This is a genomic window from Enterobacter sp. LM3, from assembly GCF_046622475.1.
Lineage (GTDB): Bacteria > Pseudomonadota > Gammaproteobacteria > Enterobacterales > Enterobacteriaceae > Enterobacter > Enterobacter cloacae_P.
Window position 1 is genome coordinate 210,361 of the sequence record NZ_JBJURN010000004.1, and the last position, 23,066, is coordinate 233,426.

The window sequence follows — 23,066 nt, forward strand, 5'->3', positions numbered from 1 at the left end:
TCGGGCTTTCGCCCGTGCAAGCGTAGTTGCCACCCGGCAAAACGCTACCTCGTGATCCACAACGTGGGCCAGGCATCTGGCCCATTCCAGTTATCACAGCTGGGTTCTTCGGCATAACGCACCAGACGGAAGTGCTGACCGTCAAAACGCCAGCGAGTCTGGATCCCGCAATCCGCAATACCACGCCCTAATGCGAGCGTGGTCAGTTCACGCGTTTTTTCATCAAAGCGGGCATTCATCAGCTCCATTTCACTGCTGTCGCTTACAGGGGTAAACGGCAGACGCAGCCTCACGCTGCGGGCGGAAAACGGTTTTTTGCGCGACACCAGCCACGCCAAATCGACGGTATTGTATGCCCCTGCTTCACAGCTGATGATCAGCAGCGCTTTGTCGTCGGTTAGCGCAGTCACGCGCACTTCCCGGCGGTTTGGATCAAGCGAGCACTGGCTGTTATTCATCCGCCAGGTACCGTAATCCAGCAGGTCGTTCAGTTCACCGTGAGACAGCGGCGTGGGTGTCGGGTTCACCACCGCCACCTCTTTTAAGGCCGGCGCAGGCGGCACGCTTAACGACGGCTCGCCCCCTTTTTTAATCCAGGCCGTTTCGCTGCCAACGCGTTTTTGCTGGGCGTCAATAAACAGCAAGGCAGCTTTCAGACCGACCAGCGAGATAACCTGGTTGCCGCCACGCAGGGTCAGCGCCTTCCCTTCCTGAATGCTTTTCAAAAATGCCGTGATGGTAGCGGCGACATCCGTTTTCAGATGCCAGGGGGTTAACTGCCAGTGCAGCGGTTCAAATTTAAGCGGGGCATTATCCAGCAGCAGGCGTGGCGCAATGTCGGGCTCTTTTACGGAGGGGGCAGAAAGGCCGCCAAGATCGATACGCAGCGTGGCATCGGTTTTCGCCCCGGCGCTGCGGCTGAGCGTCATCACCAGACCGCGATGTTCACCGGTATTGCGCGCAACGCAAAAATTCTGGTTATTGCAGGTGACCTGCCAGTCAGAGAACGATTGCTGAGAAGGCGCAGCCCACACCCACGGCGTGGGGAGTACGCAAAATAAACAGAGAACAAAAACGCAGTGGCGCATGAATGGCACAATCCCGGAAACAAAAACGCATATCTGGATAATATCTTCGTGTTCAAGCCTGGCGTGCTCAATCGGATTTATCAGATAGAGTTGTCCGAAACATCGCCCATTAAGCCGGATGTTTGTAAATACTGCAGCAATATCACAGCCTTACCGTCTTTAACCTCCCCTGAATGGACCATCGCCAGCGCCCGGGAAAAGGGAAGTTCCAGCACTTCAATATCTTCATCGTCTACGCCGCCGCCCCGGTGCGTTCGCTGGGCATCGCTGTATTCCGCAATGAAGAAATGGATGAGTTCCGTCACGCCGCCTGGCGACATAAACAGCTCGAAGACTTTTTTAACGTTCCCCACTTCAAAGCCCGTCTCTTCGATGGCCTCTTTGCGGATACACACTTCTGGCTCATCGTCGTCAAGAAGACCCGCGCAGGTTTCAATCAACCGTCCATCCGGGTTGCCATTGACCCATGTCGCCACCCGAAACTGGCGAATCAACACCACACTTTGCTTTTCACGGTTGTAGAGCAGAATGGTTGCCCCGTTGCCACGGTCGTAGACCTCGCGTTTATGGCGGATAACTTCACCGTTATTACGCGTTAAATCATAGGTGATGTTACGCAGGACAAAGTAATTTTCAGATAGGATTTTGTCTTTGATAACGTCGATTTTCAGGGTCATACGGGCTCCACGGCATAATAAGTGCATTTATACTACGCCGTGAACCCCGCTTTGTCGCTCGCCGGATTTAGTGCATTTTTGGCGCGTTTACTTCAAGCCAGTCGAGAATGCCCTGCGCGGCATGACGTCCTTCTGCCATCGCAGTCACCACCAGATCCGCACCGCGTACCGCATCACCCCCGGCAAAAATTTGCGGGTTGGTGGTCTGGTAGCGATAGCGCCCCTCTACGGAGGCAATGATACGCCCCCAGTCATCCGTCTCGACACCCTGCGCCTGCAGCCACGGCATCGCGTGCGGATTAAAACCAAACGCCATGATCACCGCATCAGCAGGCATAACAAACTCACTGCCCGCCACCGGAACAGGCCGACGGCGTCCCTGGGCATCCGCGTCACCCAGTTCGGTGCGCAGCATCCGAATGCCGTTAACCTGCCCGTCAGCGGCAAGCACTAGCTCAACGGGCTGGACGTTAAATTCAAATTCAGCGCCCTCTTCTTTTGCGTTCTTCACCTCTTTTTTCGAGCCAGGCATGTTGGTTTCATCCCGACGGTAGGCGCAGGTGACCTTCGCCGCACCGTGACGTAACGCGGTACGCACGCAGTCCATCGCGGTATCTCCCCCACCGAGCACCACCACGTTCAGACCCCGGGTGTCGATAAACGGTTCTTTGACCGTCGATTCCAGCCCCATCACATGGCGCGTGTTCGCCACCAGGAAAGGCAGCGCGTCATACACGCCCGGTGCGTCCTCGTGCGGTATACCGGCCTTCATGGAACGGTAGGTGCCGACACCAATAAACAGGGCATCGTAATCGCTTCGTAGCTGAGACATCGACACGTCCTGGCCCACTTCACAGTTCAGTTCAAAATGGATCCCCATCGCAGTAAATATCTCTCTGCGCCGCGCGAGCAACGATTTATCCAGCTTGAAGGCCGGAATGCCAAACGTCAGCAGACCGCCAATTTCCGGGTGACGATCATAGACGGTGACGCTCACACCGCTGCGCACCAGCACATCAGCGCAGGCGAGCCCGGCAGGCCCTGCTCCGATAACGGCCACCCGTTTCCCCACCGGGGAAACATTACTCATATCCGGTTTCCAGCCCATCGCCAGCGCCTGGTCAGAGATATAGCGCTCGATGTTACCAATGGTCACTGAACCTGATTCATCACGCACTGTGCAGGCCCCTTCACATAATCTGTCCTGCGGACAGACGCGGCCGGTAATTTCAGGTAAACAGTTGGTCTGGTGAGAGAGCGCCACGGCACCGGCGATATCTCCTGCGTTGACACGTTCAATCCACTGCGGGATGTGGTTGTGCAGTGGGCACGTCCATTCGCAAATACTGTGTTCCCCGCATTTCAGGCAGCGCGAGGCTTCACGTTGAGCCTGTTCTGCCCGAAACGGCAGGGTGATTTCATTAAAATGGCCGGCGCGTTCCTGCGGGCTGAGCTTATCCGGCTCACCGCGTTGCGGCGTGTTTTGCATCTGCTGCAGTTTAGTTTGCACCACGTCATGACCAACCGCTTCGCCATGCCAGGGTTGCGCTTCCAGACGAGCAGTGCGCTGACGACGCGATTTTGCCAGATTGTCGAGGACGGCGGGTGTCGCCAGCGTCAGGACATCCGCCGGGCAATTTTCGATACAGGCCGGGCCTTGCGGGCGCGTCAGGCAGAGGTCACATTTGTGTGCTTCGGCCTTCACGCTGTCGTTGTCGAGCGGCGTGACGATAATCTCCATCGTGCCAAATGGGCAGGCGACCACACAGGCTTTGCAACCAATGCATTTTTGTTGATTCACCTGTACGCTGTGGTCGTGTTTGCTGATGGCCCCGTTCGGACAGCTTTGTGCACAGGGCGCATTTTCGCAGTGGTGGCAGGTGACGGGGGTTTTCTTTTCGCCTGACCTGAGCACCGTAATGCGGGGATGAAAATGGCGCTCGCTCAGGACGTGCTCTTCACCGTTGTGCGCCATCACGCAGGCGACTTCGCAGGCACGACATCCAATACAGTGCTGGCTGTTGGCCATAATAAAACGATTCATAACAACACCTGTTTTTGGTTCAATAACCTTATTCTTTATATAAGTACTGTATTTACCCACGGTGGCGCGATCAGGCAATATTCACATGCCCGGAAGCCAAACTATTTCCAGTGAACCTGTGGCAGATCAATTTTATTCAGGAAGCTGTTCTGTGACCGTTAAACGACCCGTTTCCGGAAGCCTGGCCCGGGCTTTCTTTTCGATTATTGTGCTGTCGGTTCTGACCAGCACCATCGCCCTGCTGACGCTCGCCAGTAGCCAGCGTGACGCCGAAGCCATCAATATTGCCGGTTCACTGCGCATGCAGAGTTACCGACTGGGCTACGAGATGCAGCGACACAGCCCCTCGCTGGTGGCGCATCGCGAGATCTGGCAACAAACCCTGAGCGCGCCTGCCCTGCAGAAATTGAACCGCTGGTACGTACCGGACGATGTCAAACAGCGCTATCAGCAACTGCATCTTGCCTGGCAGGAGATGGATAAGCGTATCGCCAGCGGAGATACCGCGTGGTATCAGGATCACATTGAAGATTTTGTCGGCCACATCGATACCTTTGTGCTCACGCTCCAGCATTACACCGAACATAAAATACAGCTGGTCATCCTGATATCGCTGGCTGGCGGTCTTGGCATCCTGCTGCTGACGGCGTTAACCCTGCGACGGATCCGTCGCCAGGTGGTTTTGCCGCTGAACAATCTGGTGGCAGCAAGTGAACGCATTGAGCAGGGACAATTTGATACCCCCGCACCAGATACCGCTTTGCCGAATGAACTGGGTCAACTTTCCCACGCGTTCAACCATATGTCGGCCGAGCTACACACGCTTTATCGCTCGCTTGAGCACTCCGTTGCGGAAAAGACGCAGCATCTGAATGAAGCCCATCAACAGCTCGAAATGTTGTTCAAATGTTCTCAGGCACTGAATACCGGCCAGATAGACAGCCACAGTTTCAGACATATTTTGCAGATTGTGCACGAATACACGCAGATGAATTACCTGGAGCTACGAACCAGCGACGACTGGCGGCTATGCGAAGGGAATGCGTCGAAAAGTGCCCCACTGCAAAGCCTGCCAGTGCTGATGCAGGATACCCTGTATGGTGAGTTGCGCTGGCAAAGCGAAACGGACACGGTGCCCCAAACGCTGATGCAAAGCGTGGCGACAATGCTGGGGCGCGGGCTTTATTTCAACCAGGCACAAAAGCATTACCAGCAATTGCTGTTGATGGAAGAGCGCGCGACGATTGCCCGCGAGCTGCATGATTCGCTGGCGCAGGTGCTGTCGTATTTACGCATCCAGCTTACGCTCCTCCGTCATGCCATACCGGAGGAGAACACCCCGGCGCAAACCATCATCACGGACTTCTCCCGCGAATTAAACAACGCCTGGCATCAGCTACGTGAACTGCTCACGACGTTCCGTCTGACGCTTAACCACGCCAATCTTCCCGCCGCACTCCAGGAGTCGCTGGACGGGTTGCAGAGTCAAACACAGGCGAAGCTGTATCTTGACTGTCGTCTCTCTTCCCTGGCACTGGACGCACAAAAGCAGGTGCATTTATTACAGATCGTGCGTGAAGCCGTGCTGAATGCCATTAAGCACGCCCAGGCCAGCGAGATCACCGTGAGCTGCGTGACCTCTGCGGATGGCACTCACATCGTGAACATTCGCGATAACGGTATCGGCATTGGCGAGGCCAGCGAACCGCCGGGACATTACGGGCTAAACATTATGCGCGAACGCGCGGGGCGGCTCGGAGGAGCGCTGCACTTTTCACAGCCGCAAAACGGTGGAACGCAGGTGAGTGTAACATTCCGTTCTCCCTCCCCGCTTGCGGATAAATAACGGCAAAGTAAGGCGCTATATCAACAGCCCGTCTTACGGATACGTGATATTTTCACCCGAGCCTGCGTGGGGGAGAAGGTAAAAAGGGAATGATAATTTACACTATCTCCTTTATTTCTCCACGTTTGGCCTTTGTCTTGCCGTTACAGTGTTGCAGGCAATATACAATAATGACGTGCAGCAAAACGAGGTCACACTTTCATGGCGAATTTTTTCATCGATCGCCCCATTTTTGCCTGGGTACTTGCCATTCTGTTGTGTCTGACAGGTGTCCTGGCCATTACTTCACTTCCTGTTGAGCAATACCCCGATCTGGCTCCGCCAAACGTGCGCATCACGGCTAACTACCCTGGTGCTTCGGCGCAGACGCTGGAAAATACCGTGACGCAGGTTATCGAGCAGAACATGACAGGTCTGGATAACCTGATGTACATGTCCTCACAAAGCAGCGCCACGGGCCAGGCCACGGTCACCCTGAGCTTCACGGCGGGTAGCAACCCGGACGAAGCGGTGCAACAGGTGCAAAACCAGTTACAGTCGGCCATGCGCAAACTGCCTCAGGCGGTTCAGAACCAGGGCGTTACCGTGCGTAAAACCGGTGACACTAACATTTTGACCATCGCTTTTGTCTCTACCGACGGCTCAATGGATAAGCAGGATATTGCGGACTACGTTGCCAGTAATATTCAGGATCCGATCAGCCGTATTAACGGCGTCGGCGATATCGACGCCTACGGCTCACAGTACTCCATGCGTATCTGGCTTGATCCCAACAAGCTGAACAGCTTCCAGATGACGGCAACCGACGTCACGAATGCCATTAAATCCCAGAATGCTCAGATAGCCGTAGGGCAACTGGGGGGAACGCCTTCCGTCGATAAACAAGCGCTGAATGCCACCATTAACTCGCAGTCGCTGCTCCAGACACCCGATCAGTTCCGCGATATTACCCTGCGCGTGAATCAGGACGGTTCTGAAGTCCGCCTGGGCGATGTCGCCACGGTGGAAATGGGGGCGGAGAAGTATGACTACCTGAGCCGCTTTAACGGTAATCAGGCCTCCGGTCTGGGCATTAAGCTGGCCTCCGGTGCAAATGAAATGGCTACGGCGAAGCTGGTGTTAGACCGACTGGATGAGCTGTCGCAGTATTTCCCGCACGGTCTGGAGTACAAAGTCGCCTATGAAACCACCTCCTTCGTTAAAGCCTCGATTGAGGATGTGGTGAAGACCCTGCTGGAAGCCATCGCGCTGGTGTTCCTGGTGATGTACCTGTTCCTGCAAAACTTCCGCGCCACGCTGATCCCAACCATTGCCGTGCCAGTAGTGCTGCTTGGCACCTTTGCGGTGCTTTACGCGTTTGGTTACAGCATCAACACCCTGACCATGTTCGCAATGGTACTGGCTATCGGCCTTCTGGTGGATGACGCCATCGTGGTGGTTGAAAACGTCGAGCGTATCATGAGCGAAGAGGGGCTTTCGCCGCGCGAGGCGACGCGTAAATCAATGGGGCAAATTCAGGGAGCATTAGTCGGCATCGCGATGGTGCTCTCGGCGGTCTTTATTCCGATGGCCTTCTTTGGCGGCACAACCGGTGCCATTTACCGTCAGTTCTCGATAACCATCGTCTCCGCAATGGTGCTTTCCGTGCTGGTGGCGTTGATCCTCACCCCTGCCCTCTGTTCCACCCTCCTTAAGCCGCTGAATAAAGGTGAACACCACGGCCAGAAAGGCTTTTTCGGCTGGTTTAACCGTATGTTCAACCGCAATGCCGCACGTTATGAAATGGGCGTCGGTAAGGTGCTGCACCGCAGCCTGCGCTGGATGATGATTTACGTTGTGCTGTTGGGCGGAATGGTCTGGCTGTTCCTGCACCTCCCCACCTCATTCCTGCCGATGGAAGACCGCGGCATGTTCACCACCTCGGTGCAACTACCGAGCGGCGCAACGCAACAGCAGACTCTGAAAGTGGTCGAAAAGGTGGAACAGTACTTCTTCACCAAAGAGAAAGATAACATCATTTCGGTATTTTCGACCGTCGGCTCAGGCCCGGGGGGTAACGGGCAGAACGTCGCCCGTATGTTTGTACGCCTGAAGGACTGGAACGAGCGCGACACAAAAACGGGCACGTCGTTTGCCATTATCGAGCGCGCGACAAAAGCCTTTGCACACATCAAGGAAGCGCGCGTCTTTGCCAGCAGCCCTCCGGCCATCAGCGGCCTCGGCAGCTCCGCCGGGTTTGATATGGAACTGCAGGATCACGCGGGCGCTGGCCACACGGCACTGATGGCGGCGCGCGATAAACTGTTAGAGCTGGCGGGAAAAAATCCTGACCTGACCCGCGTCCGACATAACGGTCTGGATGACAGCCCGCAGCTGCAGGTTGATATCGAACAGCGCAAAGCGCAGGCACTGGGGGTGTCCATCGCCGATATTAACGACACCCTGCAGACGGCGTGGGGCTCCAGCTATGTGAATGATTTTATGGATCGTGGCCGCGTGAAAAAGGTGTATGTTCAGTCTGCCGCACCGTTCCGTATGTTACCGGACGATATCAACCGCTGGTTTGTGCGTAATAATTCAGGCGGCATGGTGCCGTTCTCAGCCTTTGCCTCTTCGCACTGGGAGAGCGGTTCACCACGTCTGGAACGCTATAACGGCTATTCTGCTGTTGAAATCATCGGTGAGGCCTCCCCGGGCGTCAGTACCGGTACCGCAATGGACACGATGGAAAAACTGGTGCAACAGTTACCCACCGGGTTTGGTCTGGAGTGGACGGCAATGTCTTACCAGGAGCGTCTCTCCGGGGCTCAGGCTCCTGCACTGTATGCGCTGTCGCTGCTGGTGGTATTCCTTTGCCTTGCCGCGCTCTATGAGAGCTGGTCAGTGCCGTTCTCGGTCATGCTGGTGGTACCGCTTGGTGTGATCGGCGCACTGCTGGCAACCTGGATGCGCGGTCTGGAAAACGACGTTTACTTCCAGGTAGGGCTGCTCACCGTTATCGGTTTGTCGGCAAAAAACGCCATTCTGATCGTCGAATTTGCCAACGAGATGAATGCCAAAGGGCATGAGCTAATGGCTGCCACGCTACACGCCTGCCGTCAGCGCTTACGCCCGATCCTGATGACCTCTCTGGCGTTTGTCTTTGGCGTATTACCTATGGCAACCAGTTCAGGCGCAGGCTCCAGTAGCCAGCACGCGGTGGGTACGGGCGTCATGGGTGGCATGATTTCAGCCACAATCCTGGCCATTTATTTTGTTCCTCTGTTCTTTGTGCTGGTGCGTCGCCGCTTCCCTCTCAGGGAACGTTCTGAATAACCCAATGAATTATTTAGGGTATAAAAAAAGGCGGCTCTTATAGCCGCCTTTTTACTGTGTGATTAACTCACACTATGGTTATTTTACTTATTTTAGTGCTCTTGCAATTCTTCCTGAATGTCATTTACGAAGCATGCCTTCGATAAAATCTTTCCAGTTCCCCAGTTCACGTTCAATCATAACAACCTCTCTTATTATTATGCGTATTCTACGAAAACGTACCATCATTGTGAAGACAATCTAACCAGATGCACCGATTGTACCCCGCTACCGTCCTGGATTTATGATAAATATGAACGCAGGGTCGTAAATTTTGTGTGACGTATAGCAATATTTTGAAATAACCTTACAGGCAGGTAAATTCTAAATTACTGACTGAGTTTATTAGAAATTTAACCCTTATGAACATCTATGCTTAAATGATGAAAGAATATTCAGCTTACAGGTGTGAGTTGAATTAAGAAGAATTGTAAATTAATAGAATTCCCGAATGTGTTATATTCCACTTAAGGATAAAAATTCGAAATTACTGAACATTTAATCATCATAAGAACAAAAGGATTCACCATGATTGTGATGTACGGCATTAAAAATTGTGACACCATCAAAAAGGCTCGCCGCTGGCTGGAAGCACACAATGTGCAGTATCGCTTCCACGACTACCGCGCCGATGGGCTTGATGCAGAATTTCTGCATACTGCCATCAGCGAACTGGGCTGGGAAGCGCTGCTCAATACCCGTGGAACCACCTGGCGTAAACTGGACGAATCACTGCGTGCCAGCATCAACAACGCCGACAGCGCAGCCAGTCTGATGCTCGAAATGCCAGCAATTATCAAACGCCCATTGCTCTGCGCGCCCGGGCAGCCTATGCTGCTGGGTTTCAGTGAAACCCTTTATTCTGACTTTTTTCGTTGAGGTGTAGTTTATGTCATGCCCGGTCATTGAGCTGACTCAGCAGCTTATTCGCCGTCCTTCCCTTAGCCCGGACGACGCAGGTTGTCAGGCATTAATGATTGAGCGCCTGCGTGCCATCGGGTTTACCGTTGAACGTATGGATTTTGGCGACACGCAGAACTTCTGGGCATGGCGCGGCCAGGGTGAAACGCTGGCCTTTGCTGGTCATACCGATGTGGTTCCCGCAGGTGATGCGGACCGCTGGATCAACCCACCGTTTGAACCCACCATCCGCGATGGCATGCTATTCGGCCGCGGTGCGGCAGATATGAAAGGCTCGCTGGCGGCGATGGTCGTGGCGGCGGAACGCTTTGTTGCCCAGCACCCGAACCATAAAAACCGCCTCGCGTTTCTGATCACCTCCGACGAAGAAGCCAGCGCTCATCACGGCACCGTGAAGGTGGTAGAGGCGCTGATGGCGCGCAACGAACGTCTGGACTACTGCCTGGTCGGCGAACCGTCCAGTACCGAAGTGGTGGGCGATGTGGTGAAAAACGGTCGTCGCGGATCGCTGACCTGTAACCTGACCATTCATGGGGTCCAGGGGCACGTAGCTTATCCTCACCTGGCCGATAACCCCGTGCATCGCGCAGCACCGATGCTGAACGAGCTGGTAGGCATTGAGTGGGACAAAGGCAATGAGTTCTTCCCGCCTACCAGCATGCAAATTGCCAATGTGAAGGCCGGTACCGGCAGCAACAACGTGATCCCGGGTGATTTCTTCGTCCAGTTTAACTTCCGCTTCAGTACGGAACTGACCGACGAGATGATCAAAGCGCGCGTGATCGCGCTGCTGGAAAAATATCAACTGCGCTATACCGTGGAGTGGTGGCTTTCCGGCCAGCCGTTCCTGACGCAGCGCGGGAAACTGGTGGATGCGGTAGTGAGTGCCATCGCACACTATAATGAAATTAAGCCACAACTGCTGACGACGGGCGGTACCTCAGACGGACGCTTTATCGCCCGGATGGGCGCTCAGGTTGTCGAACTGGGGCCGGTGAACGCAACCATTCACAAAATAAATGAATGTGTAAATGCGGCAGATTTACAACTACTGGCCCGTATGTATCAACGCATCATGGAGCAGCTCGTCGCCTGACGACTGTTCTGAGAAGGAATAGCAAATGGATTGGCTTTCAAAGTACTGGTGGATTCTGGTGTTGGTGTTTCTGGTTGGCGTGGTGCTTAACGTAATTAAAGATCTTAAGCGCGTTGACCACAAAAAATTCCTCGCCAACAAGCCTGACCTTCCGCCACATCGTGATTTTAACGACAAGTGGGACGATGACGACAACTGGCCGAAGAAAGACCAGAAGAAGTAATTCGTTCATCCCCCTCGCACTAACCCTCTCCCCACAAGGGGAGAGGGTCTTTTCTCACATAAACTCTACAATATCATCGTTATCCGGCTTACCGCCGCTGAGCGCTTCATCAAAGTAGTGCTTCGGTACGGTATAACGCAGATGGTCGAGTGCAAACTGCATGCTGCGATCGTCAATCGCGTGACCCAAATCGTCAACGATATCCAGCGTGACATCCCCGCCTTCGCGGATCAGGGCTTCCTGCGCGGCAACCGCATGCGAAAGCTCAATCACCCGGTCGTCACCACCGTGGATCAAATGGATTGTGGTCTGCGTTGTTGCGCTTTGCGGTAGCGTCGCAAAACGGCCGTTAAAGGCAATAACACGTGAGACCAGACCCGGCTGCGCTTTTACACTCTCCAGCGACATGATGGCCCCTTGCGAGAAGCCAATCAGCGCCGTGGCATCCGCGCCTACGCCGCTTTGCTGCTGCCAGTAGCGTACCGTTTCGATAAAGGTCGGCATGATGGCATCAATCCGCGCCTGACGATTTTCTTCCGTCACGCCCTGCACGGAGAACCACTGTCGCCCGTTCGGGCCACACGGCTCCACACCACCAATGCTGACAATCAGCGCCTGGGGAAAAACAGGTGCAAACCAGCTGCCAATCTGCCCCATATTGACGGCGTTATCGCCAACACCATGAAACAGAAGCAGTAACTGTTTAGCCGGTTTGTCGGGACTTTGAACAACAAAATGGTCGTGTTTCATGGCGGTCTCCTTAATTGATGACCTGGATCCTACACCTCCCGGAGTGAATGACCATGCCACTTTACTGAAGAAGTCATTGAAAAAATTGCCATTGCAAAACCGTGTTCTTCAGCGTCTGACAGCGCGGATTATCAAGACATTCAAGCGCCTGTATCGCTTCGCTGCGAAGCCTTGCCAGCAGCGCTTTTCGCCCGGAGAGCGCCAGTTCAGCACTGAGTTGTGCGTCGTCTTTTTTCCCCTCAATTTTACCGCGCAGGGCCGGGAGCGGCATCTCCACGGCGAGCAGCAAGCGTGTTAACGCGGCAACAGAGGTAGAAAACGCCCGGTGGGCAAAGGCAAACCCCGCCAGTTCCAGCCAGTCGTCATTATTAAGGGTAGCTTCCCAGCCATCCTCCACCGGGATCTTTTCGTCATTCCAGAACGACAGGATCCGCGCATCGCGACGCAGGCGTTGTTGCGCCTGTTCACACAGCCGATGCCCCGCTTCGCTCTGTGGCAGTAACGCCATTGCGGTGTAGCAGCCACTGCTGGCTTCGCGATGGCTGCCCATTCGCACCAGCACAAAACCACATCGTTGCCAGAAACGCCACAGCTCGTCGGTATAACCAAAACTGACCGACAGATAATCCTGACCCCTTGCATTGTGGATCAGCGCCTGTCCGATACCTTCCCGTTGACGCCAGGGATGAACGGCAATGCGGGTTATCCGCCGCCCCTTAAGCGTCGCCGCCAGAGGAGAGCAGCCATGTGCCGCCAGCGACTGCGCCACAAGGTTCCCACGAGGCCGACGAAAACCCGCCCACACCGCGCGGCTCAGTTCAGGGCTTAAACCGCCCTCATCCACCAGCCAGAGCGCGCCAGCAATGGCAGAGCCGGTTTGTGCGACAGCAAAGTGTTGGCCGGGCGCATCCATCATGCGGCGTAAATCCAGCGGTGATGTGCGGTAATGCGCGGCACACAGCAGTTCATAAACGCTCGCCACAAGCGCCGGGTTGCTTTCCCACGCCTGTGGCTCCAGTGAGGTTAAACATACTTCACCTTCCGGTTTTTGGTCGATGAGCGCATCGTCAAACAACAGCGCGCGGGCGACCACCCGTTCAAGTGGACACCCGGCAGCCCAGCGAACCGGTGTTGATAAGCTATAGCGTTGCAAGTCGCTGAAGCGGGTGCAGAATTTCAGCAAAAATCCTCGCCCCGTACCTTCATAGCCCTGAACCGTCGTCGTCAGCAGTACGCGAGGAAAACGCGCGGCCAGTTTCTCCAGAAGCGGGCCAGGAATAGCCGCCGCCTCATCAACAACAAGCCAGTCAGCCTCCAGCGTGGACGCCAGCAGCGCATCCGGAGCCATAAAGTAAAAATGTTCCCCGGCAAAACGGGCTATCACATCCGTGGCCCCTTTTGTCGGAGCGGTGACAACGGCCCGGCCCGGTATGCGATTTAATAGCATCCCCGCCAGCGCCGACTTTCCGCGCCCGCGCGCAGCCGTGACGGCCACCACGCCGTTTTTCATTGCCAGGAGTACCGCCAGAATATCGGCCTGCTCGCGCTGCGGCGCACCGCTGGCAGGCAGCCAGTCAGGTTCATCAGAAAATGGAGGAAGTGATAAAGGCTGCTCTTGTTGCCACACGATCGCATCAGGATCGGCGATAATCGTCCGGCAAAAATGGTACACAAAATGCGGAGTGGCAATCGGTTCGGCGGTGTCGCTCCAGCGAAGGGAATCGCTGTCCGGCGTCCTCGCCCAGCCAGAGAGAGGAGGAACCAGCAACACCAGCAGGCTCCCGGCACGCAGCGTCCCGCTCAGTGCTGCAAAGGCTGAAACATCAAACCCGGTACGGGCATCAAAAACCGCGTGCAGAAACTCGCGTCCCAACAGCCCACTGATGGCTTGTGAGTGGTTTTCATCCAGCCACAGCCAGTCGCCAGGCAGGGTATCTCGCAGAGCAACGGCCTGTGCCTGTGCCCACGGCGCATCGCCGCTGAGCACCACCAGCCGACGATGCCCTTTACGCTGGAGCTGGTTAATCAGACGTTCAAACGGCAACATCACATGGCTTTGCCAAAGGTATTGCACTGCGCCGGGTTGCCGCTGTCGAAACCGCGCTTGAACCAGCTGTAACGTTGTTCAGACGTACCGTGTGTGAAACTGTCCGGTACCACCCTCCCCTGGCTCTGCTGCTGAAGGCGATCGTCCCCAATGGCCTGCGCGGCATTTAACGCCTCTTCCAGGTCACCTGATTCAAGAACGCCCTGCTTCTGCATGGTATGGCCCCAGACCCCCGCAAAGCAGTCTGCCTGTAGCTCCATACGCACAGAAAGACGATTCACCTCTGCCTGAGAGGCATTTTGCTGCAGCTGACGTACTTTAGGCTCAATACCCAGCAATTTTTGCACGTGATGTCCGACTTCATGCGCAATCACATACCCCTGGGCAAAATCGCCGTCGGCACCCAGTTTGCGTTTCATATCATCGTAAAAAGAGAGATCGATATAGACAGTGCTGTCAGCCGGGCAGTAGAACGGCCCCATCACCGACTGCCCGGTTCCGCATCCGGTACGGGTCGCGCCACGGTACATCACCAGCTTCGGCTGTTGGTAGGTTCGCCCCATTTTATCGAACAGCTGACCCCACGTGTCTTCTGTGGTGGCGAGGATAACGGAGGTAAATTTAGCCGCTTCATCTTCATTCGGGCTGATGGAGCGCTGAGAGTGTTGCTGCTGTTGAAGAGGTTGTCCGGTCATTAAACCGGTAAGATCGACACCGTAGTAACCCGCAACCAGAACCACAATAAGCAGAATGATACCGCCCTTTCCGCTGGGTAGCCGGAAGCCGGGGCCGCCCATTGAAGGGCCACCGCCATCATTGCTGCGTCTGTCTTCTACATTGTCACTTTCACGACGCCCTTGCCAGCGCATAACTACCTCGAACTATTCCATTTATAATAGTTATGATCGTAGGCGGTTAGCGGCAAGATTACCATAGGAAACAACGGTAAGAAGCCAAAGGATGCGAACATCCTTTGGCGACAGAGGGGTTAGTCGAGCTTAACGCCTAAGCGGTGGGCAACCGCTTCATAGGCTTCAATCAGGCCACCCAGGCTCTGACGGAAACGGTCTTTGTCCATTTTATCCAGAGTTTCTTTGTCCCACAGACGGCTGCCATCCGGTGAGAATTCATCACCCAGCACCACTTCGCCTTTGAACAGACCAAACTCCAGCTTGAAGTCGACCAGGATCAGACCCGCATCATCAAACAGTTTTTTCAGCACGTCGTTGGCTTTGTAGGTCAGCTCTTTCATGCGCGCCAGGTTCTCTTTGTTCACCCAGCCAAAGGTTTCACAGTAAGAGTCGTTGACCATTGGATCGTGCATGGCGTCGTTTTTCAGGAACAGGTCGAACAGCGGTGGGTTCAGTTCAATACCTTCTTCAATGCCAAGACGCTTCACCAGGGAGCCCGCGGCACGGTTACGAACGACACACTCAACCGGAACCATATCCAGTTTTTTCACCAGACATTCCGTATCGGACAGCAACGCTTCCATCTGGGTCGGGATACCCGCTTCGGCCAGTTTGGTCATAATGAAGTGGTTGAACTTGTTGTTCACCATGCCCTTACGATCGAACTGCTCAATGCGCGCGCCATCCCCTGCTGACGTATCATTGCGGAACTCGAGCACCAACAGATCCGGGTTTTCCGTGCTGTATACGGTCTTCGCTTTGCCACGATACAACTCAGCTTGCTTCTGCATCTTCATTACTCCTGGTGTGATGATTTGTGTTCAAAACTGGGGATATTATGCCACGCACACGTTTGCGTAGCACTAAAATAAAAAGGGCTGGATTAACCAGCCCTCATATTTATTTGCTGAATGCAGCCTGGAAGACCGCGACCAGCGCATCGTTCTGCGACTGGGTCAGCGTATGACCTTTCGGATCGATAAACTGCAGGCTACTGCGGTTATCGAGGTCGCCTACCTGAATCTTGTAGTCGCCGGAGGCCAGTTGCGGATCATGCGCACCCAGTTCCTGCCATGCGCTGTCAGACAGCGGTTTATATGTTGCCGTGACGCTACCCGTTGAACGCGTGCTGTCGGTCACTTTCATTCCCACTTTTTCCAGCGTCGCTGGCAGGCGCTGCCAGGTCTGGTTAAACGGCGCACGTACCACCAGCATTGGCAGACCGGTTTCGTCTGCAGCGCTCTGGACATCGAAGGTCACACCGTTGCGGCCCTGTGCAGAGTTCGCCGCGTCGGTCGCGTTCTTATCAAGACCTGCGGCAATCACGTTCAGCATTTCGGTGCTGTAACGCTGCATGGAGGCTGGGTCAGCAACCGGTTTACCCGCCTGCTCCAGGTTTAACAGCTTAACGGTAACCGCCTGCTGATAACCCTGTGGTTTAACGGAGACTTGATAACGACCACGGTACTGCTGATCTTCATCCAGACGGTTCCACTCAACCCAGTCGGTGGTTAAGCTCTGGCTGGCGTCATCGCGTTTTGCAATCGTGTAATTCTTCGACTGAATAACGCTAACAACCTGCGGCCACAGCGTACTGTTACGACTGTTTTCAACCATCAGAGACGCCGTATCACCGGTAAACTGGGTACGCGCCCCGTTCACCAGAGCCAGGGGCTGAGCTGGTGGACGAATATCAAGTGCTTTACCAACCAGACCGCTGCCGTTAGCCACGGGGATATTATAATCGCCGTTCTGAATCGGCAGGATCATGCCAGCCGGTGCGTGAAGTTCAGCAAGCGGTGTCGCATCCAGATAGGATTCATCACCGCTCACCTGGCGCTTGTAGCGCGAGTCTGAACTACAGGCAGCGAGCAGCATAACAAGCGAAACACTCGCAACCTTCGCCAGGCGCGACTTCTGTACTGAATAAGCCATCAAATCTCCCTAAACTTTACAGCAAACCGGCATGCTTCAGCGCAGCAGTGACGATTTCACGACCGTGGTCGGTAATCGGTGTCATTGGCAGACGCAGCGTATCGGTTGCTACAAGTCCCAACTCCTTACAGGCCCATTTCACTGGGATCGGATTGGGTTCGACAAATAATTTATTGTGCAATGGCATCAGACGATGATTGATCACGCGAGCTTCATTAAAGTGACCCGCTGCCGCCAGCTTGCACATTTCAGCCATATCACGCGCCGCAACGTTCGCCGTTACGGAAATCACGCCGTGACCACCGAGCTGCATAAAGTCCAGCGCGGTCGCATCATCACCGCTCAACAGGATAAAGTCATCTGAAACCAGCTCTTTGATCTGATGAACGCGGCTTAAGTTCCCTGTGGCCTCTTTAATCCCGATAATATTTTTTACTTCCGCGAGACGACCAACGGTTTCCGGCAGCATATCGCAGCCAGTACGGGACGGCACATTATACAGAATTTGTGGCAAGTCAGTATGTTCAGCGATGGCGCTGAAATGCTGGAACAAACCTTCCTGAGTAGGACGGTTGTAGTATGGTGTCACCGTCAGACAACCCACGATGCCACTGTCGTTAAAACGTTTGGTCAGGCTAATTGCCTCTGCGGTTGCATTGGCTCCCGTACCTGCGATGACCGGAATACGCCCATCAGCCAGTTCAAGGGTCAGCATAACCACATCGCCGTGCTCTTCGTGGCTCAGCGTTGCAGATTCACCGGTAGTCCCTACCGAAACGATCGCCGAGGTTCCATTGGCGACATGGTAATCAATGAGCTTCTTCATGCTTGACCGGCAGACATTACCTTTTTCATCCATCGGTGTAACAAGCGCGACAATACTTCCCGTGAACATGGGCCATCCTCTGTGCGAACAAGAGTCTCAATGGTACGTTTGGAACTGTAATAAAAGCAAGCGACCTGAGGCCTTCAGGCGGTTGTATGCATGTTTTTTTTATGCTTTCCTTAGGAAGACTTAACCAAGCAAAGGAAGAACGGGTTTGACAACCTCATCACAACATTACCTGGTTATCACTGCGCTGGGTGCTGACAGGCCGGGGATAGTGAATACCATCACCCGCCACGTAAGCAGCTGCGGCTGTAATATCGAAGACAGTCGTCTGGCGATGCTGGGCGAAGAGTTCACATTTATTATGCTGCTTTCCGGGACATGGAATGCCATTACGCTTATCGAATCGACCCTGCCGCTCAAAGGCGCAGAGCTGGATTTGCTGATCGTGATGAAACGCACCACCGCACGTCCACGTCCGGCAATGCCTGCAACCGTCTGGGTGCAGGTTGAAGTCCCTGATTCACCGCATCTGATTGAACGTTTTACAGCGCTTTTTGACAGCCATCAGATGAACATTGCTGAACTGGTCTCCCGCACACAGCCAGGGGATGACAGTGCCGTTCCCACGCTCTTTATTCAAATTACCGCGCATAGCCCTGCCTCGCAGGATGCGTCAAATATCGAGCAAGCGTTCAAAGCCCTCTGTACAGAGTTAAACGCGCAAGGCAGTATAAGCGTCGTCAATTATTCGCAGCATGAACAGGATGGAGTTGAGTAATGAATCCACTGAAAGCCGGTGACATCGCACCGAAATTTAGCTTACCGGATCAAGACGGTGAGCAAGTAAATTTGACCGACTTCCAGGGACAGCGTGTTCTGGTCTATTTTTACCCGAAAGCCATGACGCCTGGCTGTACCGTGCAGGCTTGTGGGTTACGCGACAACATGGATGAGTTGAAAAAAGTCGGCGTGGAAGTGCTGGGCATCAGCACCGATAAACCAGAGAAGCTGTCACGTTTTGCGGAAAAAGAGCTGCTGAACTTCACGCTGCTTTCCGACGAAGACCACCAGACATGCGAGCAGTTTGGCGTCTGGGGTGAGAAGTCCTTTATGGGCAAAACTTACGACGGTATTCACCGCATCAGCTTCCTGATTGATGCCGACGGTAAAGTTGAACACGTGTTCGATGACTTCAAAACCAGCAATCACCACGACGTGGTGTTGAACTGGCTGAAAGCGAGCGCCTGATAAACAGTAAAACGGTAACCCCGGTTGCCGTTTTTAGTGTTTACGCCCTCTCCCGTCGGAGAGGGTTGGGGCGAGGGTATCAGGCCCCACTATCTCTACGTTTTGTCAACCGCAGGCGCATCCGGCCACGCATGGACTACGGCTTTAATCAGCGTTGCCAGCGGAATAGCAAAGAACACGCCCCAGAATCCCCACAGACCACCGAAAATCACCACGGATAAAATAATCACCAGCGGATGCAGGTTCACCGCTTCCGAGAACAGCACCGGCACCAGCAGGTTTCCATCCAGCCCCTGAATGATCAGGTACACCGCGAAGCAACTCCAGAACTCGGTACCCAGGCCAAACTGGAACAGCGCGACACCCACCACCGGGATAGTCACCACAAACGCACCGATGTACGGAATCAGTACTGAAAACCCCACCAGCACGGCTAACAGCAAGGAGTAGTTCAGACCAAAGATCAGGAATCCAATCCAGGTCGCGACGCCCACGACAATCATCTCCAGTACCTTGCCGCGAATGTAGTTGGTGATTTGTTGGTTCATCTCCTCCCAGACCTGCCCGGCCAGACCACGGTTGCGCGGCAGAATACGGCGAACGGCATTCAGCATCTGGTCCTTATCTTTGACCAGGAAGAAAACCATTAACGGAACGAGCACAAGGTATACAGCCAGAGTGAGCAGCCCCACCAGCGACGCCAGAGAGTACTTCACCACCGAATCCCCCATCGTCATGATGCGGGCACGCATGTTTTCCGCCATCGCATCAATAATCCCGGCATCCATCAGCGCAGGATAACGACGCGGCAGCGTGGCGGCGAAATCAGAAAGCTTATTCAACATACCGGGCATATCGCGGATAAGGTTGATCCCCTGCTGCCAGGCAACAGGCATTACCACAAATGACATCAGCAGCAATATGCCGACAAACAGTACCAGCACGATACTGGTCGCCCAGCGGCGCGAACAGCCGATATTTTCCAGGCGCGCCGTTGGCCACTCCAGCAGGTACGCCAGTACAATCGCCACCAGCAGCGGAGCCAGAAGACCACTAAAGAAGAACAGAATACCGAACCCGGCAACCAGGATAACCAGCAAAGCAATGGCTTCCGGGTCACTAAACCGACGCCGATACCACTGCATTAACATTTCGAGCATACAACCCTTCCCTGAATCGGATGGCGGGAGTGAGAATGTGAATTGTATCTAACTGCCACAAAAAAGACTTTCCTTTTTGACGCACTGTCACGAATTGCAAAACCCTGATGAATGGGATTTTCTTCATGCTTCAACACGGCTACACTCGCAGGGCAGTGGAGATGAACGATATGCCGGTTCATCGGTCAAATTAGCACATCCAAAATACAGGACAGTGGTTATGTTCAGGCAGTTGAGAAAAACACTGGTTGCGACACTGATTGCCGCACTGACGGTCGGTCAGGTGTTGCCAGCTTTCGCTGACTCGGCCGATTCATTGCCGGATATGGGCACCTCAGCAGCAAGCACGCTCTCCATTGGGCAGGAGATGCAAATGGGTGATTACTATGTCCGCCAGCTTCGCGGCAGCGCCCCACTGATTAATGACCCTTTACTGGTACAGTACATCAACGGTCTGGGGATGCGCCTGGTTGCACATGCCAATTCAGTCAAAACCCCCTTCCACTTCTATTTAATTAATAACGACGAAATCAACGCCTTCGCCTTCTTTGGCGGTAACGTGGTGCTGCATTCGGCGTTATTCCGTTACTCTGATAACGAAAGCCAGCTGGCTTCGGTCATGGCGCACGAAATTTCACACGTCACCCAGCGCCATCTGGCGCGTGCAATGGAAGACCAGAAACGTAACGCCCCGCTGACCTGGGTCGGCGCGCTGGGTTCTATTCTGCTGGCCATGGCCAGCCCGCAGGCCGGGATGGCAGCGTTAACCGGTACGCTGGCGGGAACGCGTCAGGGGATGATCAGCTTCACCCAGCAAAACGAACAGGAAGCAGACCGTATCGGGATTCAGGTATTGCAGCGTGCGGGTTTTGATCCCCAGGCCATGCCAACCTTCCTGGAAAAACTGCTCGATCAGGCGCGCTATTCCACGCGTCCTCCTGAAATTCTGCTGACTCACCCGCTGCCAGAAAGCCGCCTGTCGGACGCGCGTAACCGCGCCAACCAGATGCGTCCGGTGGTCGTACAGTCTTCACAAGACTTCTACATGGCGAAAGTCAGAACGCTGGGTATGTACAACTCCGGGCGAAACCAGCTCACCAGCGACCTGCTGGATGCCCTGGCAAAAGGCAACGTGCGCGAGAAAAATGCCGCGCAGTATGGTCAGGCACTACAGGCGATGGGAGCCAGCAAATACGATGACGCACGTAAAATGCTGCAACCACTGCTGGCCGCCGAACCGGGCAACCCATGGTATCTCGATCTCGCGACCGATATCGATCTGGGACAGAAAAAAACCACCGATGCGATTAACCGCCTGAAGGGAGCAAAAGATGTACGTACCAACCCGGTACTGCAGCTTAACCTGGCGAATGCTTACTTACAGGGCGGTCAGCCGGGTGAAGCGGCGACCATTCTGAACCGCTACACCTTTAACAATAAAGACGATCAAAACGGCTGGGACTTGCTCGCCCAGGCCGAAGCGCAGCTCGGTAACCGCGATCAGGAGCTGGCTGCGCGTGCTGAAGGCTTTGCGCTGGTAGGCCGTCTTGATCAGGCCATTTCCATGCTCAGTAACGCCAGCTCGCAGGTCAAGCTCGGCAGCCTGCAACAGGCCCGTTACGATGCGCGCATCGATCAGCTGCGCGATCTGCAACAGCGCTTCAAGCCGTACGCGAAGATGTAATACAGGAGAATTCAGGACATGACAGACGCGGTAAAAATTTATCACAACCCTCGCTGCTCCAAGAGCCGTGACACCCTCAGCCTGTTGAAGGCTAACGGTGTTGACCCGGAAGTGGTGTTGTACCTGGAGACTCCGCCAGACGCACAAACCCTTCGCCAGCTGCTGCACATGCTGGGCATGGGCAGTGCAAGAGCCTTGATGCGCCAGAAAGAAGACCTTTATAAGTCGCTCAGCCTGGATGACACTCGTCTCACTGAGGCTGAGCTGATCCAGGCGATGGTCGAAAATCCGAAGCTGATTGAACGTCCAATCGTGGTGGCAAATGGCCAGGCCCGCATCGGGCGGCCACCGGAAGACGTACTCGAGATCCTCTAATCCTGACGCCGCAGCGCTTCAAGAAAGGCCTGCGGCGTACTCTCTCCCAGTTTTTTCTGCGCTTTTCCCCGGTTGTAAAATTCACACATTTCGATCAGCACCCTTCCAACAGGTTCACGCTGCACGCGCGGAATGATCTCCCCTAACGGAAGGGTCACCTGAACGGCTTTGTGTTTTTGCGGATGCGCTTTTACAGCGATATTCCGCTCCGGCAATACCACCTCAAAACCAAAAGTCTCAAGAGATTGTATACAGGCCGGACAGACATCAAGCAGCTCACGCGTCCAGTTAACCAGCAACTGAGGCGATAACCCCGCATAGAGTCGGGCGTAGCACCAGCCGCTCACCGGTTCACGCGCCCACAGCAGATGTTGCTCTCCACCATCCTCCATATGCAACGACAGCGGCAGATGGTGCATCACCAGTTGATGCGGCACGACGCCTGCCTTCAGCGCCTTTTTCCCCTGCAATGGCACCGCCTTTTGTTTCGCAGGCGCGGGTCTGAGATAGCGGTTCAGGGTCGCCCGGGAAACGGCGATCCCCAGCCCTTCATTAACCAGAAGCAACAGCTCATCCAGCGGCGCACCGATGGCCTCACGCAGGACATTCACCAGAACCACCTGCTCTTGTCTCATTGCTTTGTGTATCACTTTTGGCGTGGTCTGGTTATCCGAAACCTGGTCACGGTTGCGCCAGCGCCGGACGGTAGTAACGGAGATCCCAAGTTCGATAGCCAGCTCTCTGTCGCTTTTATCAGACTGCTGGAGGTAGCGCCGGATCCGTGGCGTGGTGGTGGCATTGGCATGCAGTTTGATTTCCATCGCAATGATCCCATTAACTAATCTTGTGAGATTTATATTAAACGGGCGAATGCT

Annotated in this window: 21 protein-coding genes; 9 read left to right on the top strand and 12 right to left on the bottom strand. The window is 54.6% G+C overall.

Features of this window, described 5'->3' with window-relative positions; genetic code table 11:
* Positions 1-44: 44 nt before the first annotated feature.
* From ACJ9N4_RS07065 to aegA, 3 genes are all read right to left on the bottom strand, one after another.
* The gene (locus ACJ9N4_RS07065; protein WP_182918751.1) at positions 45-1,088 is read right to left on the bottom strand and encodes a DUF1176 domain-containing protein; all 1,044 of its coding nucleotides are present in this window, start codon (positions 1,086-1,088) and stop codon (positions 45-47) included.
* Between the two features lie 80 nt (positions 1,089-1,168).
* Positions 1,169-1,765 (bottom strand): GDP-mannose pyrophosphatase NudK, encoded by a 597-nt coding sequence (nudK, locus tag ACJ9N4_RS07070; RefSeq protein ID WP_182272228.1) that lies wholly within the window; start codon positions 1,763-1,765, stop codon positions 1,169-1,171.
* Positions 1,766-1,832: 67 nt separating this feature from the next.
* Positions 1,833-3,809 carry a formate-dependent uric acid utilization protein AegA gene (aegA, locus tag ACJ9N4_RS07075; RefSeq protein WP_182918752.1) on the bottom strand — a complete coding sequence of 659 codons (1,977 nt, stop codon included), beginning with the start codon at positions 3,807-3,809 and terminating at the stop codon, positions 1,833-1,835.
* 151 nt (positions 3,810-3,960) lie between these two features.
* On the opposite strand from aegA, the gene narQ reads away from it, so the two are divergent.
* Both narQ and acrD read left to right on the top strand, forming a co-directional pair.
* Positions 3,961-5,655 (top strand): nitrate/nitrite two-component system sensor histidine kinase NarQ, encoded by a 1,695-nt coding sequence (narQ, locus tag ACJ9N4_RS07080; protein WP_182918753.1) that lies wholly within the window; start codon positions 3,961-3,963, stop codon positions 5,653-5,655.
* Between the two features lie 201 nt (positions 5,656-5,856).
* On the top strand, positions 5,857-8,970 hold the full coding sequence (acrD, locus tag ACJ9N4_RS07085; RefSeq protein WP_411500364.1) for a multidrug efflux RND transporter permease AcrD: 3,114 nt from the start codon (positions 5,857-5,859) through the stop codon (positions 8,968-8,970).
* Between the two features lie 120 nt (positions 8,971-9,090).
* Here acrD and ypfM read toward each other — a convergent pair whose 3' ends face one another.
* Positions 9,091-9,150 (bottom strand): protein YpfM, encoded by a 60-nt coding sequence (gene ypfM, locus ACJ9N4_RS07090; RefSeq protein WP_015572204.1) that lies wholly within the window; start codon positions 9,148-9,150, stop codon positions 9,091-9,093.
* Between the two features lie 387 nt (positions 9,151-9,537).
* Here ypfM and ACJ9N4_RS07095 point away from each other — a divergent pair, with 387 nt between their 5' ends.
* The 3 genes from ACJ9N4_RS07095 to ACJ9N4_RS07105 are packed head-to-tail and all read left to right on the top strand — an operon-like array spanning position 9,538 to position 11,249.
* Positions 9,538-9,888 (top strand): ArsC family reductase, encoded by a 351-nt coding sequence (locus ACJ9N4_RS07095; RefSeq protein ID WP_182918755.1) that lies wholly within the window; start codon positions 9,538-9,540, stop codon positions 9,886-9,888.
* Positions 9,889-9,898: 10 nt separating this feature from the next.
* On the top strand, positions 9,899-11,026 hold the full coding sequence (gene dapE / locus ACJ9N4_RS07100; protein ID WP_182272233.1) for a succinyl-diaminopimelate desuccinylase: 1,128 nt from the start codon (positions 9,899-9,901) through the stop codon (positions 11,024-11,026).
* 25 nt (positions 11,027-11,051) lie between these two features.
* The gene (locus ACJ9N4_RS07105) at positions 11,052-11,249 is read left to right on the top strand and encodes a YpfN family protein (protein ID WP_182272234.1); all 198 of its coding nucleotides are present in this window, start codon (positions 11,052-11,054) and stop codon (positions 11,247-11,249) included.
* 54 nt (positions 11,250-11,303) lie between these two features.
* Here ACJ9N4_RS07105 and ypfH read toward each other — a convergent pair whose 3' ends face one another.
* From ypfH to dapA, 6 genes are all read right to left on the bottom strand, one after another.
* A complete protein-coding gene (gene ypfH, locus ACJ9N4_RS07110; protein ID WP_182272235.1) occupies positions 11,304-11,999 on the bottom strand; it encodes an esterase in 696 nt (231 codons plus the stop codon).
* 73 nt (positions 12,000-12,072) lie between these two features.
* Positions 12,073-14,046 carry a tRNA(Met) cytidine acetyltransferase TmcA gene (locus ACJ9N4_RS07115; protein WP_182920056.1) on the bottom strand — a complete coding sequence of 658 codons (1,974 nt, stop codon included), beginning with the start codon at positions 14,044-14,046 and terminating at the stop codon, positions 12,073-12,075.
* A complete protein-coding gene (locus ACJ9N4_RS07120; RefSeq protein WP_182272236.1) occupies positions 14,046-14,915 on the bottom strand; it encodes a neutral zinc metallopeptidase in 870 nt (289 codons plus the stop codon). Before ACJ9N4_RS07120 ends, ACJ9N4_RS07115 begins: the two co-directional genes overlap by 1 nt.
* A 119-nt stretch (positions 14,916-15,034) precedes the next feature.
* On the bottom strand, positions 15,035-15,748 hold the full coding sequence (gene purC / locus ACJ9N4_RS07125; protein ID WP_014071282.1) for a phosphoribosylaminoimidazolesuccinocarboxamide synthase: 714 nt from the start codon (positions 15,746-15,748) through the stop codon (positions 15,035-15,037).
* A gap of 109 nt (positions 15,749-15,857) precedes the next feature.
* Positions 15,858-16,892, bottom strand: a complete 1,035-nt coding sequence (gene bamC / locus ACJ9N4_RS07130) for an outer membrane protein assembly factor BamC (RefSeq protein ID WP_182272237.1) — start codon at positions 16,890-16,892, stop codon at positions 15,858-15,860.
* 16 nt (positions 16,893-16,908) lie between these two features.
* Complete coding sequence (dapA, locus tag ACJ9N4_RS07135) at positions 16,909-17,787, bottom strand: 4-hydroxy-tetrahydrodipicolinate synthase (RefSeq protein ID WP_182272238.1); 879 nt, start codon at positions 17,785-17,787, stop codon at positions 16,909-16,911.
* Between the two features lie 145 nt (positions 17,788-17,932).
* On the opposite strand from dapA, the gene ACJ9N4_RS07140 reads away from it, so the two are divergent.
* Positions 17,933-18,502 (top strand): glycine cleavage system transcriptional repressor, encoded by a 570-nt coding sequence (locus tag ACJ9N4_RS07140; protein WP_182272239.1) that lies wholly within the window; start codon positions 17,933-17,935, stop codon positions 18,500-18,502.
* Positions 18,502-18,972 carry a thioredoxin-dependent thiol peroxidase gene (gene bcp, locus ACJ9N4_RS07145; RefSeq protein ID WP_182272240.1) on the top strand — a complete coding sequence of 157 codons (471 nt, stop codon included), beginning with the start codon at positions 18,502-18,504 and terminating at the stop codon, positions 18,970-18,972. Before ACJ9N4_RS07140 ends, bcp begins: the two co-directional genes overlap by 1 nt.
* A 95-nt stretch (positions 18,973-19,067) precedes the next feature.
* Here bcp and ACJ9N4_RS07150 read toward each other — a convergent pair whose 3' ends face one another.
* Positions 19,068-20,132, bottom strand: a complete 1,065-nt coding sequence (locus tag ACJ9N4_RS07150; RefSeq protein ID WP_182272241.1) for an AI-2E family transporter — start codon at positions 20,130-20,132, stop codon at positions 19,068-19,070.
* Between the two features lie 220 nt (positions 20,133-20,352).
* On the opposite strand from ACJ9N4_RS07150, the gene bepA reads away from it, so the two are divergent.
* Together bepA and arsC are read left to right on the top strand one after the other, a co-directional pair.
* Positions 20,353-21,816 carry a beta-barrel assembly-enhancing protease gene (gene bepA / locus ACJ9N4_RS07155; protein ID WP_182918756.1) on the top strand — a complete coding sequence of 488 codons (1,464 nt, stop codon included), beginning with the start codon at positions 20,353-20,355 and terminating at the stop codon, positions 21,814-21,816.
* Between the two features lie 18 nt (positions 21,817-21,834).
* On the top strand, positions 21,835-22,191 hold the full coding sequence (gene arsC / locus ACJ9N4_RS07160; RefSeq protein ID WP_182918757.1) for an arsenate reductase (glutaredoxin): 357 nt from the start codon (positions 21,835-21,837) through the stop codon (positions 22,189-22,191).
* Here arsC and ACJ9N4_RS07165 read toward each other — a convergent pair.
* Positions 22,188-23,012 (bottom strand): XRE family transcriptional regulator, encoded by an 825-nt coding sequence (locus tag ACJ9N4_RS07165; protein WP_182918758.1) that lies wholly within the window; start codon positions 23,010-23,012, stop codon positions 22,188-22,190. The genes arsC and ACJ9N4_RS07165 overlap by 4 nt on opposite strands.
* Between the last annotated feature and the right edge of the window lie 54 nt (positions 23,013-23,066).

Bases quoted from the DNA above. Each gene is read 5' to 3' on its own strand.
- ACJ9N4_RS07065 (WP_182918751.1), bottom strand. From the start codon at position 1,088: ATGCGCCACTGCGTTTTTGTTCTCTGTTTATTTTGCGTACTCCCCACG.
- nudK (WP_182272228.1), bottom strand. From the start codon at position 1,765: ATGACCCTGAAAATCGACGTTATCAAAGACAAAATCCTATCTGAAAAT.
- aegA (WP_182918752.1), bottom strand. From the start codon at position 3,809: ATGAATCGTTTTATTATGGCCAACAGCCAGCACTGTATTGGATGTCGT.
- acrD (WP_411500364.1), top strand. From the start codon at position 5,857: ATGGCGAATTTTTTCATCGATCGCCCCATTTTTGCCTGGGTACTTGCC.
- ACJ9N4_RS07095 (WP_182918755.1), top strand. From the start codon at position 9,538: ATGATTGTGATGTACGGCATTAAAAATTGTGACACCATCAAAAAGGCT.
- dapE (WP_182272233.1), top strand. From the start codon at position 9,899: ATGTCATGCCCGGTCATTGAGCTGACTCAGCAGCTTATTCGCCGTCCT.
- ACJ9N4_RS07105 (WP_182272234.1), top strand. From the start codon at position 11,052: ATGGATTGGCTTTCAAAGTACTGGTGGATTCTGGTGTTGGTGTTTCTG.
- ypfH (WP_182272235.1), bottom strand. From the start codon at position 11,999: ATGAAACACGACCATTTTGTTGTTCAAAGTCCCGACAAACCGGCTAAA.
- ACJ9N4_RS07115 (WP_182920056.1), bottom strand. From the start codon at position 14,046: ATGTTGCCGTTTGAACGTCTGATTAACCAGCTCCAGCGTAAAGGGCAT.
- ACJ9N4_RS07120 (WP_182272236.1), bottom strand. From the start codon at position 14,915: ATGCGCTGGCAAGGGCGTCGTGAAAGTGACAATGTAGAAGACAGACGC.
- purC (WP_014071282.1), bottom strand. From the start codon at position 15,748: ATGCAGAAGCAAGCTGAGTTGTATCGTGGCAAAGCGAAGACCGTATAC.
- bamC (WP_182272237.1), bottom strand. From the start codon at position 16,892: ATGGCTTATTCAGTACAGAAGTCGCGCCTGGCGAAGGTTGCGAGTGTT.
- dapA (WP_182272238.1), bottom strand. From the start codon at position 17,787: ATGTTCACGGGAAGTATTGTCGCGCTTGTTACACCGATGGATGAAAAA.
- bcp (WP_182272240.1), top strand. From the start codon at position 18,502: ATGAATCCACTGAAAGCCGGTGACATCGCACCGAAATTTAGCTTACCG.
- ACJ9N4_RS07150 (WP_182272241.1), bottom strand. From the start codon at position 20,132: ATGCTCGAAATGTTAATGCAGTGGTATCGGCGTCGGTTTAGTGACCCG.
- bepA (WP_182918756.1), top strand. From the start codon at position 20,353: ATGTTCAGGCAGTTGAGAAAAACACTGGTTGCGACACTGATTGCCGCA.
- arsC (WP_182918757.1), top strand. From the start codon at position 21,835: ATGACAGACGCGGTAAAAATTTATCACAACCCTCGCTGCTCCAAGAGC.
- ACJ9N4_RS07165 (WP_182918758.1), bottom strand. From the start codon at position 23,012: ATGGAAATCAAACTGCATGCCAATGCCACCACCACGCCACGGATCCGG.